Source organism: Streptomyces amakusaensis, from assembly GCF_039532665.1.
In the GTDB taxonomy this organism is placed as follows: Bacteria; Actinomycetota; Actinomycetes; order Streptomycetales; family Streptomycetaceae; genus Streptomyces; species Streptomyces amakusaensis.
This window is the reverse complement of sequence record NZ_BAAASB010000008.1, coordinates 187,124-202,709: the sequence shown is the minus strand read 5'-3', so window position 1 is coordinate 202,709 and position 15,586 is coordinate 187,124. Positions and strand designations below refer to the sequence as shown.

The window sequence follows — 15,586 nt, the reverse complement described above, 5'->3', positions numbered from 1 at the left end:
CGCCCGGGCACGGGGGCGGGCGGGCCGGCCGTCAGACGACGGTCACCGTGAGCCGGGCCGGGGGCAGCGGCACGGTGCCGTCGCCGGTGAAGGCGAAGACCACGGTGTGCGTACCGGGGGCGAGCGACCCGGCGGCGGTGAGGGTCAGCCGCCGGACGCCGTCGCTCGCGCCCGACGCGGTGAGCGTGCCCGAGGCGGCGGAGAGGGCGAGACCGGGCGGGGCCGAAGCGCTCCAGGTCACCGTGTGGCCGCGCCAGTCGACGTCCTGGGCGCGCAGCCGTACGGTGGCGGAGCCGCCGCGCGCGAGGGTGACCCGGTCGCTCACCAGGGAGGCGTGCGCCGGGAGATGGTAGAGCGGATACCCGTCCCGGTGGGCGAGCGAGCCGCCCCAGCGCTGCACCGCCCGGATGTCCTGGAGGACCAGCCCGCGGAACCGGCGCTCCTCCAGGAGCGCGCGGTAGGCGGCCCTGGCGGTGGCCCGGGACGCGGCGGTCGCCGAGACCGAGATCGTGACATCGGCCAGGGCGAGTTCGAGATGGGACCGCAGCAGGGCCACGATCAGCCGCTCCTCCCGGCCCGCGAGAGCGGCCAGCGCGCTGTCGAGAGCGGTGGCCGCGCCCCGGTAGTCGGCCAGCACGGCGGCGGCGTACGAGGGGTCGGCCAGCCCGTCGGGATCGGCCGTGGTCGCGCGGAAGTAGTCGCCGAGCGCCCCGGCGGCCGGTCCGAACCTGTCCGCGAGATACTCCGCCAGCCAGGCGTCCGGGTCGGTGCCGGGCTCGCGGGCGAGCCGCGCGGAGAACAGGTGCACGGCCTCGAAGGGCAGCCAGTCGGCGGGCTCCGAGTACGAGCCCAGCCCGTCGACGCCCAGGGACTCGTAGAACCGCGCGTCGGCGGCGAGGATCCCCAGCGGTCGCACCGGCAGCGAGCGCCACCGGTAGCGCCGGTTGTAGTCGTAGACCGACAGGGGACCGTCGGCGGCCTCCGCCCAGGAGCGCAGCAGCGCCGCCAGGGGCGCGTTGGTGCCGGACGCGGGGTCGGCGAGCGCGTGCCGGTAGTTCCGCTCGTACGGCGCGAAGTCGATCAGCACCTCCGGGTGGAAGCCGGGGCCCGCGCTCGGCGGGGCGATGGCCGCGCCGTAGGCGACGCGCTCCACCCGTACCTGGGGGAGCGCGGTGGCGAGCGCGGCGCGCAGCGTGTTGACCACATGGGCCTCGGCGTCGGCGACCGAGCCGAAGGCGGCGACGGAGGCGGCGGGCCAGGTCGCCGTGTCGGGCGGCCAGGCGTCGAAGACGGCTATCTCCGGACGCCCGGCGAGATGGCCGGTGACCGCCCGGACATAGGTGTTCAGCGCGGCCTCGTCATGGACGTTGAAGACATTGGAGCCGGGCGTGTAGAAGTCCGGGTACCGCTCCCTGGGCAGGAAGCTCTCGTAGCCGTGGCCGCCGACCTCGACGACGATGCCGCGCCGCGCGGCCTCGGGGGCCACGCTCTCGCGCACACGGTCGTAGGCGATGTGCCCCCAGTGGTTGTAGTCATAGGGGTGTACGAGGGTGTTGAGCCGGTTCTTGGCCATCCAGTCGAGCAGCCGCACCAGCCCCTCGGCGGTGTGGCTGGTGCCCTCCTCGACATACTTGCGCCGCCAGGTCCAGGCGGGCTCCGCCACGGTCCCGGCGGTGGCGGGGATCACCAGCCCGCCGTCCCTCGGCACCCGCTCGGCCCGCCCCTCGTACTGCGGGAAGTCGGGCGCGAAGAAGCGCACCCCGGCGTGTTCGAGCAGCGCGTACGCGGCGTACAGCACGGCCCGCGCGCCGTTGCCCGTGGCGATCGCCCCCGCCGCGCCCACCGCGAAGGCGTGCGCCTCGGGTCCCCGGCCCGCGAGCAGCCGGTCCGCCTCGGCGGCGAGCGGAGCGGGCACATCGGCGGGCGAACCGGCCGGGAGCAGCGCCAGGCCGCGCCCCGGGCGGGCCGACCGCCGTGCCGCGACGGGGCCGGAGACGATCCGCCCCAGATACCCGGCGAGTTCCGAGGCGGCGAAGGAGACCACCCCCGCCTCCGCCTCCGGGGCCCACCACAGGACCGTGGAGCCGGCCGCCGGTGTGCCGCCCGTGCCGCGCTTCCCGGCGGCGGCCTCCGGCGCGGCGAGGGCGGTGGCCGCGACCGCCGTCGCGCCGACGGCCGCCGTTCTCAGCACGGTTCGCCGGCCGGGGCCGGCCGCCGCCGTGCCGGTGCGGTCCTCAGACTGTCGGTGCATGGCTGTCACGCCCTTCGGGGGTGCGGTCCGGCTCGAAGGAGCCGAGGGAGGTGTCACCGGCCGGTCCGCCGATGTCGAGGACGGCCGCCATCCAGTGGTGGAAGTTGTCGCCGCGCTCGCGCAGCCGCTCGTACAGCCGCCGTACGAGCCGGTCGCGCGCGTCGCGCAGGGCGGGATCGTCCCAGGCGTTGCGCAGTTCGTGGGGGTCCGCCGCGAGGTCGTACAGCTCGCAGACGGATTCGGGGTTCACCACGACCTTGAAGCGCTCCTCGCGCAGCATCCGCTGCGGATACGGGAAGTGATGGCCGTGGAACTCGCCGATCACCTCGCGCGGCCAGGACGCGGGCGCGGCGTCCCCCGAGACCAGCGGCAGCAGACTGCGGCCGTCCACCGCCGGGGCCGGATCGCAGCCCGCCAGGTCCAGGATGGTGGCGGTGACGTCGGTGAGCGTGGCGAACTCGTCCCGCACCACTCCGCCCGGCGCGCCGGGCACCTGGAGCAGACCGGGAACGCGGTAGACGTCCTCGTACATCGCCGGTCCCTTGTCGTGCATCCGGTGGGAGCCGGTGAACTCGCCGTGGTCGGCGGTGAAGACGACCGCTGTGGAGTCCGCGAGACCGAGGTCCGCGACGGCCCGCCGGATGCGGCCGATCTGGAAGTCGATCAGGGCCACATAACCCCGGTAGGCGGCGATCAGCCCCCGGTACTCGCTCTCGGAGAGGGAGTCGTGGCCCCACAGGGCGCTGTAGTTCCGCTGGACGGGCGGTTTGCCCTCGAAGGTCTCGGCGAGCGAGGCCGGCAGCTCCACCGTGTCCGGGTCGACCAGGTCGTAGTAGGCGTCGGGCAGCAGATAGGGCAGATGAGGGCCGAAGAAGTGGGTCGCGAGGAAGAAGGGCCGCCCGTCGTCCTTCCGTGCCCAGCGGTGCAGCAGCTCGATGGCGCGGGTGGCGAGATAGTGCTCGAAGGTGGCCTCGACGGGCTGGAGCAGCCGCGCGGCCAGCATCGGCCCCGGCCCGCCGCCGGGCAGCCGGGTGCGGACCGGATCCTTGATCGCGTACGGCGGAAGCCCGTGCTCCGCGAGATGGGCGAGATAGTCGGGGTGGGTCACCGGATTGTGCCAGCCGGGCAGATACGGCCCCTCGAAGCCGAAGTCGGCCGGGACCCGGCGCACCCCCGTGTGCCATTTGCCGATCAGCCCGAGCCGGTAGCCCGCCTCGGCGAGCGGGGCGGTGAAGGTGAACTGGCCGTCGGCGAGATCCTCCTGGTAGCCGACGTTCCGCTCGTAATTGGCGAGCAGCTTGTGCCGGAAGGGCGCGTACCCGGTGAGCAGACTGGCGCGGGCCGGGGTGCAGATCGACGTCGGGGTGTAGAAGCGGTCGAAGCGGGTGCCGGCGGCGGCGAGCGCGTCGAGATGCGGGGTGTGGCCGCCGCTCGCGCCGTACGCGCCCAGGGTGTCCGTACGGTGCTGATCGGTCATCAGGAAGAGGATGTTGGGCCGCCGGGAGCCCTCGGCCGGGGCCGGTCCGTACGTCACTTTCCGTCCGCCGCCTTCGTGTAGAGGCCGCCCGCGTAGAAGCTGTCGGGGCGGGCCGGACCGTCGAGCTTCCCGGTGGAGACGAAGAACTCCTGGAGCGCGGCGAACCACCGCGCGACGGTGCCGTCCTCGGTCTTCCTCAGCAGGTCCGCCGTCGACAGCGGCTGGGTGTTCCGCGCGTCCTCGGCCACGGCCCGTTCGTCCAGCCGCAGGAATCCGGCGGTGATCCGCACCGACTCCGCCCGGTCGCGGTGCCGGAGGTCATTGGCCTCCTGGAGCACCCGGTTGACGTCGGTGACCAGGCCGGGACGCTCCTTCACGGTCCTGGGCGAGGCCACGACGGAGCTGGGGAAGACGAACTCCTCCGCGAAGTCGGCGCTCTTGGCCAGCTCCACCAGATCCGGCATCCGCTGCTCGACCGTGCCGAGCAGCGGGTGCCACAGGGCGGCCGCGTCGATCTTGCGGGAGGCGAGCGCGGCGACGGCGGTGGGCGGGGCCATGGGCACGACCTGGACGTCCTGCCTGGTCAGCCCGGCCTTCTTGAGGGCGAGGGTGAGGATCATGTCACCGGATGTGCCCTCCGGGACGGCGACCTTGCGGCCCTTGAGATCCGCGACCGTCCGGATGCCCTTCCCGGGCAGCGCCACCACACGGTCGGCCCGGCCGAGCTGGTTGACCGCGATGACCGTGGCCTTCCCGGAGGCGGGCAGCCAGGTCGCGCCGGGGCCGATGGTGCCGAAGTCCAGATCGCCCGCGCCGAGCGCGGTGATCTGGGTGGGGCCGTCCGTGAACACCTTGTACGAGGCGTCGAGGCCGTGCTTGGCCCACAGGCCCCGCTTCTCGGCGATGGCCAGCAGCCCCGCCTGGTTGTAGTCGGCGATGTAGCCGAAGTCGATCTTCTGCCGCTTCTCGCCGTCCGCCGCCTCGGCGGAGCAGCCCGCGGCGGCCAGTACGACGAGCACGGCGGCGGCGGTGGTGAAGGGGGTGGTGCGGCCCCGCGCGGGCCGGGCCGTCCGGGCCGTCCCGGCCGTTCGGTCGGTTCGGTCGGTCCTGTCGGTTCGGGGCAGTCTGGGCAGGGACATGGTCAGTTCTCCTGGGTGGCTTCGGACGCGGGGCGGGTGGTGGGCTCGGACCGCTGGACGGCCTGCCAGAGTTCGGTGCGCAGCGCGGTGAACTCGGCGGTCAGCCGGGTGGCGCGGGTACGGGGGTAGGGCAGCGGGATCTCGACCGTGCGGTCGATCCGGCCCGGCCGGGAGGCCATGACGATCACGCGGGAGGCGAGGAAGACGGCCTCGTCGACGTCGTGGGTGACGAAGAGGACGGTGCGGCGCTCCCGCTCCCAGGTCTGGAGCAGCTGCTCCTGCAACTGCGACCGGGTGAGCGAGTCGAGCGCGCCGAAGGGCTCGTCCATCAGCAGGATCCGGGGGTCGGCGGCGTATGCCCGTGCGATCGCGCAGCGCTGCTTCATCCCGCCGGACAGGGTCTTGGGCAGGGCGTCGGCGAAGTCGGCGAGCCCCACGAGGTCGATGAAGTGCTGGGCCCGGCGACGCCGTTCGGCGCGCGGCACCCGGGCGGTGCGCAGCCCGAACTCGACGTTGGCGCGGACGGTCAGCCAGGGGAAGAGGGCGTACTGCTGGAAGACCACGCCCCGGTCGGGGCCGGGCCCGGAGACCGGGCGGCCGTCGAGGAGCACCTCGCCCGAGGTCGGCTCGACCAGTCCGGCGGCGATCGCCAGCAGGGTCGACTTCCCACATCCGGACGGGCCGACGATCGCGGTGAACCCGCCCTCGGCCACCTCAAGACCGATCCCGCCGAGCGCGGTGAAGCCGCCGTCCGGGCCGGGGAAGTGCTTGACCGTGTTCCGGAACGAGATCAGCGCGGGGGAGCCGGGGGAGTGGGCGGGTACGGCGGGGACGGTGGCGGTCATGCCGCTCTCCTTTCCTGCCAGGCGGTGGCCCGGCGCTCGGCCGCCATCAGCAGCCGGTCCATCAGCAGTCCCAGCAGACCGATCGAGACAATGCCGACGAAGATCGTTTCCAGGTCGTAGTAGAGCTGGGCCTGCTGCATCCGATAGCCCAGCCCCTTCTGGGCGGCGATCAGTTCGGCGGCCACCAGCGTCGACCAGGACGCGCCCAGGCCGATCCGGGCGCCGGCGAAGAGGAACGGCGTGGTGGCGGGCACGACCACCCGTACGAAAATCGTCGGATCGCCCGCGCCCAGCACCCGGGCCGCGTCGACGAGGGTCCGCTCCACCGCGATCACGCCCTGGAAGACCGGGACCACCGTGGAGAGGAAGGCCGCCAGGAAGATCACGGTGATCTTGGGGGCCTCGTCGATGCCGAGCAGCACGATCGCCAGCGGGATGATCGCCAGCGGCGGGATCACCCGGAAGAACTGCACCCAAGGCTCGAACAGCGCCCGCGCCGTGGGATACCAGCCCATCAGCGCGCCGACCGGGATCGCGGCGGCCGTGCCGAGCGCGAAGCCGGTCAGCACCCGGCGGAGCGAGGCCAGCGCGTCCGCGACCAGCGTTCCGTCGGCCACCAGCTCCGCACCGCGCGCGGCCACCGGTCCGGGGCCGGGGACACCGCCCGCTCCGAGCGCGGCGAGCAGCTGCCACAGCGCCAGCCCGGTGAGCACCGACACCGCGCCCAGCAGCCGGACGGTCCACCTCCGCCGGGCGGCGCGCACCGGCCCGGCCGGGGGTTTCGCGCTCGTTTCCGAAAGGTCCCGGGCCGGGGGAGGCGCGGGGGGTCTGGTCGTGGGCATGGCGGTACCGCCTCTGTGTCCTGGGGTGTTCGAAGGCGGCGGAGCGCCGCCGCCGCGGCACGGCGGACCCGGGCCGGGGAGCGGCCCCGGGCGCGCCGGAGGGGAGAGAAGAGTCAGCCGGAGACGACCGGCCCGGTACAGCCGGCGTCGCTGTCGGTGCGGGCGGCGGACGGGTACGGCTGCCGGGCGAGATGCGGAGCGGGGGACTCCTGGCGTACCAGCGCGATCGCGCCCAGCGCGCCGCCCGAGTCGCCCAGCCGCTCGCCGGTGATCCGCAGCCCCTGCCGGACGGCGGGCAGGGCGCGGGCGCGCAGCTCCGCCTCCAGCGGGGCGAGCAGCCGCTCGCCGCAGCCGGCCAGTTCGCCGCCGACGACGATCAGCTCCGGGTCGAGCGTGTTGCAGAGCCCGGCCAGCACCTGCCCGGTGAGCCGCCCCGCCCGCTCGACGGCTGCGTCGTCCCCGAGACCGCCGGCGGCCTCCACGGCGGGAAGGGACGCGTACAGCTCCAGGCAGCCCCGGCCGCCGCAGTGGCAGCGCGGCCCCCGGGGATCGGCCGGCACATGCCCGATCTCGCCCGCCGCGCCGCCCGCGCCGCGCAGCAGCCGGCCGTCCACGACCAGTCCGCCGCCGACGCCGTGCGACAGCCGTACGTAGACGGAGTGCCGGGTACCGGCCCCGGCCCCGTGCACGGCCTCGGCGAGCGCGGCGAGCCGGGTGTTGTTGTCGACGAGCACGGGCACCCCGTACCGCTCGCCGAACAGCCGCACGGCGGCCGAGGCCCGTTCCGTGGCCGGGCCGACGGGACCGTACAGCCCGATCCCGATGCCCTCCAGGCCGTCCGTCCCGCCGCCGAGGACCGTGTCGAGCAGCTCCAGCGCGATCGCGGTCCGCTCCTCCCAGGAGGTCCGCCGGGGGTACGGGCGGCTGTCCGAGCCGATGATCTCGTGCGCCGCGTTGCTGACGACGGCGCGTACCCGGCCCCGGCCCAGATCGACCCCGGCGCACCGGCCGGTGGCGGGGTTGAGCCGCAGCAGATCGACGGGCCGGCCGCGACCGCGCGTGCCCCGCGCGGGGGCCGCCGGCGCGGTGACGACGACGCCGCGGCCGATCAGCGAGCCGGTGATGGACGACAGAGCCGTACGGGACAGACCGGTGCGCCGGCCCAGCTCGGCGCGGCTGAGCGCGCCGAGCCGGCGCAGCAGTTCGACCACCTGCGCCTCATGGGTCCGGCGCAGGAGGGTCAGCGCGGTCGGCTCACTCCTCGGCATGCGGAGGATGGTGCCGCCGGCGCTGATTAACGTCAATGTCCCGGATTAATTCACGGCGGGTCTTCAATGCTGCTCAACCGGAGGAAATCACCTCGGCGCGAGCGGCTCGATGCCCTTCTTTGGGGGAGATTGGCGTACTTCATGGGTCATACAGTGTTCACGCTGCCTTGACGCCCCGGATACGGCCGGGGAGCGTCAGCCGCCCGCCGCCGTCGGCCCGCCTGCCGGAGCGGTCGCCGCTCCCGCCCCTGCCCCCGCTCCCGCTCCCGCTCCCGTTCTCGCTTCCGTTCCCGTCAGCTCGGCGAGGGCCGCTTCCGCGCCGGCCCCCTCGGCCAGCCCCAGCCGCCGGTAGACGGCGACCGATTCGCGCAGCCGGGCCACGGCGCTCTCGCGCCGGCCGAGCGCGGCCAGCGCGCGGCCCAGGGTGGCGAGGGCGCGCGCCTCGATCCGGAACATCCCCAGATCATGGCTGAGCGACCGGGCCTCCTCGGCCGCCGCGACCGCCGACGGGACATCGGCGGCGGACAGCCGGGTCTCCGCGATCCGGTGCAGAGTCCCCGCCTCCAGGAAGCGCATGCCCAGTTCACGGCTGAGTTCCAGACTCCGGGCATAGCACTCCGCGGCCGCCGCGGTCTCGCCCGACAGCCCCAGCGCACTGCCCCGGTGGATCAGGATCTGCGCCTCGCCCATCGGGTCGCCGAGTTCGCGGTAGAGCGCCAGCCCCTCCGCACAGGTCTGGATCGCCGTCGCCGGATCGCCGACCACGTTCTGGGCGAACGCGAGGCTGCCGAGCGTGTTCGCCTCCCCGGAGGGGTTCCCGACCGCCCGCTGGAAATCCCGTGCCTCCCGCAGCAGCCCGACCGTCACACTGTTGTGGCCGCCGTCGAGCGCCGCCGAGATCAGCGCGCGCAACATCATCACCTCGGCCAGCACCAGCGGGTGGTCGTGGTCCCGGCAGAGCCGGCCCGCCCGCTCGATGTGATCGCCCCCCTCGACGGGCCGGCCGAGCTGCCACAGCGCCCCGCCGAGCATGTAGCGCGCGGCGGCCTCCGCGCGCGGCAGCCCGGCGCGCTCCGCCCCTCTCACCACCGCCCCGCCCACATGCACGATGTCGGACCACGCGTAGGCCCGTTCGAGCAGCGGATCGAGACCGAGCAGCACATCCGACGCCCGCCCCACCAGCGCGGGCGTCCGCAGCACCGCCTGAAGGAGCATGCACAGGACTCCGTCGCGCTCCACGTCGAACCAGTCGTGCGCCGCCCGCGCGTCGGGGAACGCCACCCCCGGAGCCCGGCCCCCTTCGAGCAGCGACGCGATGAGATGACCGGGACGGACCAGCCGGTACGCGTTGCGCACGGTCGCCAGCAGAAAGTCCAGCAGCCTGGAGAGCGCTTCGGCGACCCGCTCCTCGGCGTCCGTCTCGGCACAGCGGCGGCGGGCGAAGAGCCGCACCAGGTCGTGAAAGCGGTAGCGGCCCAGCTGCGGAGACTGGAGCAGACCTGTCTGGACCAGCTCGTCCAGCAACTGCTCGGCGTCGAACTCCTCGGCCCCCAGCAGCGCGGCGGCGAACGGCAGCGACAGGCTCTCGGCCTCGGGGAGCGCCAGCAGCCGGAACGCCCGCGCCAGGGCGGGGCCGAGCTGGTCGTAACCGAGCTGGAAGCACGCCTGCACATCCAGGTCCCCGGCGCGCAGCTGGTCGAGCCCGCGCCGTTCGTCGGAGAGCCGGCGCAGACAGTCCGCGACGGTGGAGCCGGGCCGGGCCACGATGCGGCAGGCGATGACCCGCACGGCGAGCGGGAGATGTCCGCAGGCCGCCACCAGCCTTCGCGCGGCTTCCGGTTCGGCCAGGACGCGGCGGCGGCCGATCACCGAGGCGAGCAGTTCCAGGGCCTCCTCGGGGTGGAAGGGGTCGAGGTCGACGGTGTGCGCGGGCATGGCGGTCAGCCGCACCCGGCTGGTGACGATCACCGCACAGGAGGGGTAGCCGGGCAGCAGATGTCTTATCTGCTCCATGCCCGCCGCGTTGTCCAGCACCACCAGCACCCTCTGCTCCGCCAGCATCGTGCGGTAGAGCGCCGCCCGGGCGTCCAGATCCTCGGGCACCCCCGCCTCGGGGACGCCGAGCGAGCGCAGCAGATGTCCCAGCACCATATGAGGATCGGCCGGACGGTCCGTCACCCCCGCGAGATCGACGAAGAGCTGACCGTCGGGGAAGCGCGGGCGCAGCCGGTGGGCGACATGCACCGCCAGCGCGGTCTTGCCGCTGCCGCCCATGCCGGAGATGGCGAAGACGGGCACGGCGGGCCCGGCCGGAGCGCTCAGGGAGGCGGTGAGGGCGGCCACGATCCGCTCCCGGCCGGTGAAGTCCGCCATGTCGGCCGGAAGCTGCGCGGGGGCGGGTACGGCGGCGGCCGGAGCCGGCTCCGGCGTCGGCACGGGCCCGGGCCCGGTGTCTCGGCTCCCCGGCGCGGTGCGCCCGGCAGCGCGCTCCTCCCGGCCCGGGAGCAGCCCGGGATCGGAGCGCAGGATCCGCCCGTACAGCTCGGACAGCCGGGGATCGGGGTCGATGCCCAGCTCACGGGCGAGCACGGTGCGGATGTCGCGGAACACGTCGAGCGCCTCGGCCTGCCGTCCGCACTGGTAGAGCGCCCGCATCAGCGGCAGCCGCAGACTCTCCCGCAGCGGGTGCCCGGCGATCGCCGCGGTCAGATCGGTCACCGCGTCGCGCGCGTCGCCGAGTTCCAGATCCAGTTCGACCCTGGCTTCGAGCAGGCTCAGCCGGCGCTGGGCGAGCCGCTCCCGCCAGGCGTCCGCGAAGGGCCCGGCCAGACCGGTGAGCGGGGTGCCCCGCCAGCGGCTCACGGCCCGGCCCAGCAGGATCTGCGCCCCGCGCGGATCGTCCGCCCGCCGCGCCTCGGCCGCCGTCGCCTCCCGCTCGGCGAGCGTCACGTCGAGGGAGCCGGCCGGCAGCTTCAGCGCGTACGAGGATCCGACCGAAACCAGCAGGGTCGGGCCGCCGTTCCGGCGGTGCCCGGGCTCCAGAAGGGTGCGGATCCGCGATACGTACGTCCGTACCGTGGTCGTGCCCGCCTTGGGGGAGCCCGCACCCCACAGACCGTCGACCAGATCCTCCGTGGTGACCGGCTGCCCGCCGGCCAGCAGGAGCATCGCCAGCGCCGTGCGCTGCTGCGGTCCGGCCAGGGAGAGCTCCTCCGCACCGCGCCAGCCGCGGACCGTGCCAAGGAGGGTGAAGGTGAATGGAATGCTCGTGTTCACGTCTTGTAGCCCTTTCCTTGATCGAAAATTGCCAGTCTGGCACGGCTGTTGACCCGTTGTTGACGCCTCTTCGACGGCATGGCCGGTTCGACGACCCCCCGACTCCAAGGTCGTTGACACCTTGTCGACCGGTTCCGGGAAGAATCTGCCTCTTCGGATCCGAACGGCCCGGCCTGGAGGAAGCATGCACCCGCGTACGCGTCTGTTCAGATGGACCTCGGCCGTCCTCGGCGCGCTGCTCTTCGCCGTCCTCGGCGCGGGGACCGCGTTCGCCGCACTGCCCATCGGCGAGTCCCGCACCGGCAAGGCGACCTGGTACAACGACGCGGGTTACGGCGCCTGCGGGACGCCCATCGACGCCTCTGCCCAGGACCTGGTCGCGGTCTCCCACCGCTGGTGGACCGCGGCCAACCCCAACAACGACGAACTCTGCGCCGGAATCTCCGTCGAGGTGACGTACAACGGCCGGACGATCACCGTCCCCGTCAAGGACAAGTGCCCCTCGTGCGGCCCGGAGCACATCGACCTCAGCCGTACGGCCTTCCAGAAGCTGGCCGCGACCGACCTCGGCGTGATCAACGGAATCACCTGGAAGTTCGTCCGCGCCGGGGGCGGCGGAGTCTGCTCGACCGCGCCCGCCTGGACGGCCGGCACCTGGTACCCGGCGGGGAGCGTGGTCGTGTACGCGGGCCGCCACTACATCGCCGAGCACGGCAATCCGGGGTACGACCCGGTGATCAGCACCTGGTACTGGGACCCCTACACCTGCCGGTAGGGCCTGCCGCGGCGGCCGTCCCTCCCGAGGGGGACGGCCGCCGTCCGCACGGCGCGTGAGCCGTGCCGGACCTCGTCATCGCTTGACGGCGACAAACCCCCACTGCTCGACCGGCTCGCCGGTGACGGGCTGGTCGGGACGCCAGAGGGTGATCGAGCCGAAGCCCGGCTCTAGCAGTTCGAGGCCGTCCGAGAAGGAGCGCACGACCTCGGAGGGGCGGGAGATGTAGGGCAGCGCGCCGCCGCTGGCGTACTCGTCCGAGCCGGCCAGGGTCTCCGGCGTCTCGATCGTGTCGCACAGGATGAGGCAGCTGCCCACCGGAAGGGCGCTCAGATAGCCGCGCAGCAGGGCGGCGGCCTCGGCGTCGTCCGCGACATGCCCCAGGGTGGAGAGCAGCATCAGGGCGACCGGCCGGGTCAGGTCGAGCGTCTTGGCGGCCTCGCGCAGCACGGTCTCGGAGTCCGTCAGATCCGCGTGGATGTAGTCGGTCGCCCCCTCCGGCCGGCCGACCAGCAGCGCGCGGGCGTGGGCCAGCACGATCGGGTCGTTGTCGACATAGACGATCCGCGCCTCCGGAGCCGACCGCTGGGCCACCTCGTGCGTCGAGTTGGCGGTGGGCAGCCCGGTGCCCAGGTCGAGGAACTGCCGTATGCCCAGCTCCTCGGCGAGATGCCGCACCGCCCGCGCCTGGAACTGGCGCGAGGCCCGGGCGATGTCGATGATCTGCGGGAATATCTCCTTCAGCCGGGCTCCCAGGGCCTGGTCGACGGGGTAGTTGTCCTTGCCGCCCAGCCAGTAGTTCCACACCCGTGCCGAATGGGGGGTGGTCGTGTCGATCTGCACCACTGGTTCCCGCTGGTCCGCGCTCATCGTGCTCTCCTCGTATCGGCCCCCGCACAGCCGTGACGGGGGGGCAGGCCCATGGTTCACCACAGGGCGCACATATGCCAAAGGCAAGCAAGAGCACGAGTGGACAACTATTGCCCGGAACGCCCCTGGTGAGGCCCCGGTGAGGAGCGTTCCGACCTGGCGGGGCCTCAGCTCACGTGCTGGGCCCGCTCGATGAGCGCCACCGTCGCCCGGGGGTCGTCGACCTGGACGACCAGCCTCGTGTACCGCTCGCCGGCCAGCTCGACGACCACGGCCTTGGAGGAGTCCCGTACATCCCAGAAGACTCGCTCGCCGTCCTTGTAGAAGGTGCCGGAGGTGATGAAGCGGGGGAAATGGGTGCCGGGGGCGCGGATTCCCTTCGGTTCCATGGCGATCCCCGGGTCCGCGGTCGCGCCGCGAACATGCGCCAACGGGATGTCCAGCCGCTTCTTGAGCGCCCAGACCCGGTTCATGCCGGTGATCTCGACGATCAGTCTGCCGCCGTCGACGTTGATCTGTGCCATATCTGCTCCCAGCGAGTAGTGGTTCAGCGAGTGGCGAGCCGTCGGCCCAGGGCGTCGCAGGCCCGCTCGGCGTCCGCACCCGGGGCCCCGGCCCTGGCGCGGATGCGCAGCCCGAGCACCGCGGAGGTGAGCGCGACCGCCAGCGCTCCGGGGCCGGCGTCCGGATCACCCGGATCACCCGGGCCGTCCTCCGGTACTGCGGTCGCCGCGTCGAGCGCGTCGAGCGTACGGGTGACCAGCTCGGCCACCTCGGCGTCCACCGGGGCCCGCTCCACGGCGGCGAGCAGCAGCAGATCGAGCCCCGCCCCGCCGCCCGGCGGGCTCAGCGCCTCGCGCAGCCCCTCGCCGGGCCCGGCGGCCCGGGCGACCCGGTCGATCAGAGGGGCCACATCGTGCTCCAGGGACCACCGGAGCGCGGCCAGATAGAGCCCGCGCTTGCTGCCGAAGGTCTTGTACAGACTGTTGCGATGCAGCCCCAGATGAGTGACCAGATCGTCGATGGAGACCCCGTCGTAGGCCCGGCCCGCGAACAGCTCCGCCGCCGACCTGACCACTTCGGCCTCGTCAAATCCTCTTGGGCGTCCCATGGCACGACCGTACGCCATTAAGGAACGTTCGGTCAAGAACGATCGTTCCTTAATCTGTGCCCGCGTACGCGAAAGGGCCGGCCCGCCTGTGGCGGACCGGCCCTTCCCTCCCTGTGCCTACTCTCCCGACATCGCCGCCGCGATCCGCAGATGCGGCGCGGCGTCCAGCGGCCGCCCCTGGCGCTCCAGGGTGCGGCCCAGCATCAGCCGGGCGTACTGCTCCACCGGGTTCAGCTCCAGCACCGCGAGCAGCTCCGTCTCGGCGCGGCCCAGCTGGGCGGAGTGGTAGTAGGTACGGGCCAGCAGCAGTCGCTGGGCGACCTGCCCCGGGGCCTCCTCCACCAGTCCGCGCAGAATGCGCGCGGCCGTCGCGTACTCCTTCGCGTCGAAGAACAGCTGCGCACGGTCCCACCGCTCGGCGGCGGTGCCGAACTCGTAGTAGGTCTCGCTCTCGCTCACTGGTTCTCCTCCTTGGAGTCTGCTCCGATTGTCCTTGCGTCGGCGTCAACCGGAGGGGGTGGTTGAATATTCCACCAGTCCGTGGGCGTGGGTGCCGAGGGTGGCCACCCGTACGGGAATAGGTTGAGCGCCATGAGCAATCTCGATCGTCAGGCCGCCCCCTCCGTCTGCGGCGGTCGCGGTTTCGTCGCCGCGGAGCCCGTCCGCGAACTCCTCAGCCCCCGCACGGTCCGCCTCGGCGAATCCACCGAGGTGCGCAGACTGCTGCCGAATCTCGGCCGCCGGATGGTCGGGGCCTGGGCCTTCGTCGACCACTACGGCCCCGACGACATCGCCGACGAGCCCGGTATGCAGGTCCCTCCCCACCCCCACATGGGCCTTCAGACCGTGAGCTGGCTCCACGAGGGCGAGGTGCTCCACCGCGACAGCACCGGCAGCCTGGCCACCATCCGCCCCCGCGAGCTGGGCCTGATGACCTCCGGCCGGGCCATCAGCCACTCCGAGGAGAGCCCCCGCCAACACGCCCGCCTCCTCCACGGCGCCCAGCTCTGGGTCGCCCTCCCCGACGCCCACCGCTCCGTCGAGCCCCACTTCCAGCACCACACCGACCTGCCCACCGTCACCGCCCCCGGCCTCACCGCCACCGTCCTCCTCGGCGCCCTCGACGGCACCCCCTCCCCCGGCACCACCTACACCCCCATCCTCGGCGCGGACCTCACCCTCTCCCGCGACGCCGAGCCGAACCTCCCCCTCGACCCCGACTTCGAGTACGCCGTCCTCTCCATGTCCGGCCACACCCATGTCGACGGCGTCCCCGTCCTCCCCGGCTCCATGCTCTACCTCGGCTGCGGCCGAACCTCCCTCCCCCTCCGCGCCGACTCCGACGCGGGCCTCATGCTGCTCGGGGGCGAGCCCTTCGAGGAGGAGCTGATCATGTGGTGGAACTTCATCGGCCGCACCCAGGCCGAGATCGAGACCGCCCGCGAGGACTGGACGACCGGCTCCCGCTTCGGCCAGGTCAAGGGCTACGACGGCGGCCCACTGGCCGCCCCCGAACTGCCCCCACTGCCCCTGAAAGCGCGGGGCCGGGTCCGCTGACCCGCGAAAATGCCGCCGGATCGATCTCTTCGGCCGATGTGGTCGTGGCCCGTCCGCGGTCCCGGCCGCAGGCCGGGGGAGGCCGCTCCGCAGCACTCTTGAAGGCGCGTCGAGCCGGGTCGGCCTCGGCGGCGTCGGCGTGATCGTCGGCAACGACCCGTCGAGCAGGAGAAGG

General features: G+C 73.3%; 12 protein-coding genes and 2 pseudogenes. 3 read left to right on the top strand and 11 right to left on the bottom strand.

Annotated elements, in window-relative coordinates:
- Positions 1–31 precede the first annotated feature (31 nt).
- From ABD371_RS16580 to ABD371_RS16550, 7 genes are all read right to left on the bottom strand, one after another.
- Positions 32–2,251, bottom strand: coding sequence for a DUF4838 domain-containing protein (locus ABD371_RS16580; protein ID WP_344477542.1), 2,220 nt, complete (start codon positions 2,249–2,251; stop codon positions 32–34).
- The gene (locus ABD371_RS16575) at positions 2,235–3,785 is read right to left on the bottom strand and encodes a sulfatase family protein (RefSeq protein WP_344477540.1); all 1,551 of its coding nucleotides are present in this window, start codon (positions 3,783–3,785) and stop codon (positions 2,235–2,237) included. The genes ABD371_RS16580 and ABD371_RS16575 overlap by 17 nt, the downstream gene beginning before the upstream one ends.
- Entirely contained in the window at positions 3,782–4,867 is a 1,086-nt protein-coding gene (locus ABD371_RS16570) for an aliphatic sulfonate ABC transporter substrate-binding protein (RefSeq protein WP_344477538.1), read from the bottom strand. The genes ABD371_RS16575 and ABD371_RS16570 overlap by 4 nt, the downstream gene beginning before the upstream one ends.
- Before the next feature lie 2 nt (positions 4,868–4,869).
- Positions 4,870–5,712, bottom strand: coding sequence for an ABC transporter ATP-binding protein (locus ABD371_RS16565; RefSeq protein WP_344477535.1), 843 nt, complete (start codon positions 5,710–5,712; stop codon positions 4,870–4,872).
- Positions 5,709–6,554, bottom strand: coding sequence for an ABC transporter permease (locus ABD371_RS16560; protein ID WP_344477533.1), 846 nt, complete (start codon positions 6,552–6,554; stop codon positions 5,709–5,711). The genes ABD371_RS16565 and ABD371_RS16560 overlap by 4 nt, the downstream gene beginning before the upstream one ends.
- Before the next feature lie 113 nt (positions 6,555–6,667).
- Positions 6,668–7,822: an ROK family transcriptional regulator gene (locus tag ABD371_RS16555; protein WP_344477531.1), complete on the bottom strand. Its 1,155-nt coding sequence runs from the start codon at positions 7,820–7,822 to the stop codon at positions 6,668–6,670.
- A 195-nt stretch (positions 7,823–8,017) separates the two neighbouring features.
- Positions 8,018–11,098 (bottom strand): AfsR/SARP family transcriptional regulator, encoded by a 3,081-nt coding sequence (locus ABD371_RS16550; protein ID WP_344477529.1) that lies wholly within the window; start codon positions 11,096–11,098, stop codon positions 8,018–8,020.
- A 184-nt stretch (positions 11,099–11,282) separates the two neighbouring features.
- Here ABD371_RS16550 and ABD371_RS16545 point away from each other — a divergent pair.
- Together ABD371_RS16545 and ABD371_RS16540 are read left to right on the top strand one after the other, a co-directional pair.
- Positions 11,283–11,666: pseudogene (locus ABD371_RS16545) on the top strand (cysteine/serine endopeptidase inhibitor); the annotation flags it as partial.
- A gap of 54 nt (positions 11,667–11,720) precedes the next feature.
- Positions 11,721–11,867 (top strand): annotated as a pseudogene (locus tag ABD371_RS16540) (chitinase); the annotation flags it as partial.
- 81 nt (positions 11,868–11,948) lie between these two features.
- Here ABD371_RS16540 and ABD371_RS16535 read toward each other — a convergent pair.
- The 4 genes from ABD371_RS16535 to ABD371_RS16520 form a co-directional block, all read right to left on the bottom strand.
- Positions 11,949–12,743: an SAM-dependent methyltransferase gene (locus ABD371_RS16535; RefSeq protein ID WP_344477527.1), complete on the bottom strand. Its 795-nt coding sequence runs from the start codon at positions 12,741–12,743 to the stop codon at positions 11,949–11,951.
- 167 nt (positions 12,744–12,910) lie between these two features.
- A complete protein-coding gene (locus ABD371_RS16530; protein ID WP_344477525.1) occupies positions 12,911–13,267 on the bottom strand; it encodes a hypothetical protein in 357 nt (118 codons plus the stop codon).
- 23 nt (positions 13,268–13,290) lie between these two features.
- Entirely contained in the window at positions 13,291–13,854 is a 564-nt protein-coding gene (locus ABD371_RS16525; protein WP_344477522.1) for a TetR/AcrR family transcriptional regulator, read from the bottom strand.
- Between the two features lie 117 nt (positions 13,855–13,971).
- Positions 13,972–14,313 carry a tetratricopeptide repeat protein gene (locus ABD371_RS16520; protein ID WP_344477520.1) on the bottom strand — a complete coding sequence of 114 codons (342 nt, stop codon included), beginning with the start codon at positions 14,311–14,313 and terminating at the stop codon, positions 13,972–13,974.
- Between the two features lie 132 nt (positions 14,314–14,445).
- On the opposite strand from ABD371_RS16520, the gene ABD371_RS16515 reads away from it, so the two are divergent.
- The gene (locus ABD371_RS16515) at positions 14,446–15,411 is read left to right on the top strand and encodes a pirin family protein (RefSeq protein WP_344477518.1); all 966 of its coding nucleotides are present in this window, start codon (positions 14,446–14,448) and stop codon (positions 15,409–15,411) included.
- The last annotated feature ends 175 nt before the right edge of the window (positions 15,412–15,586 follow it).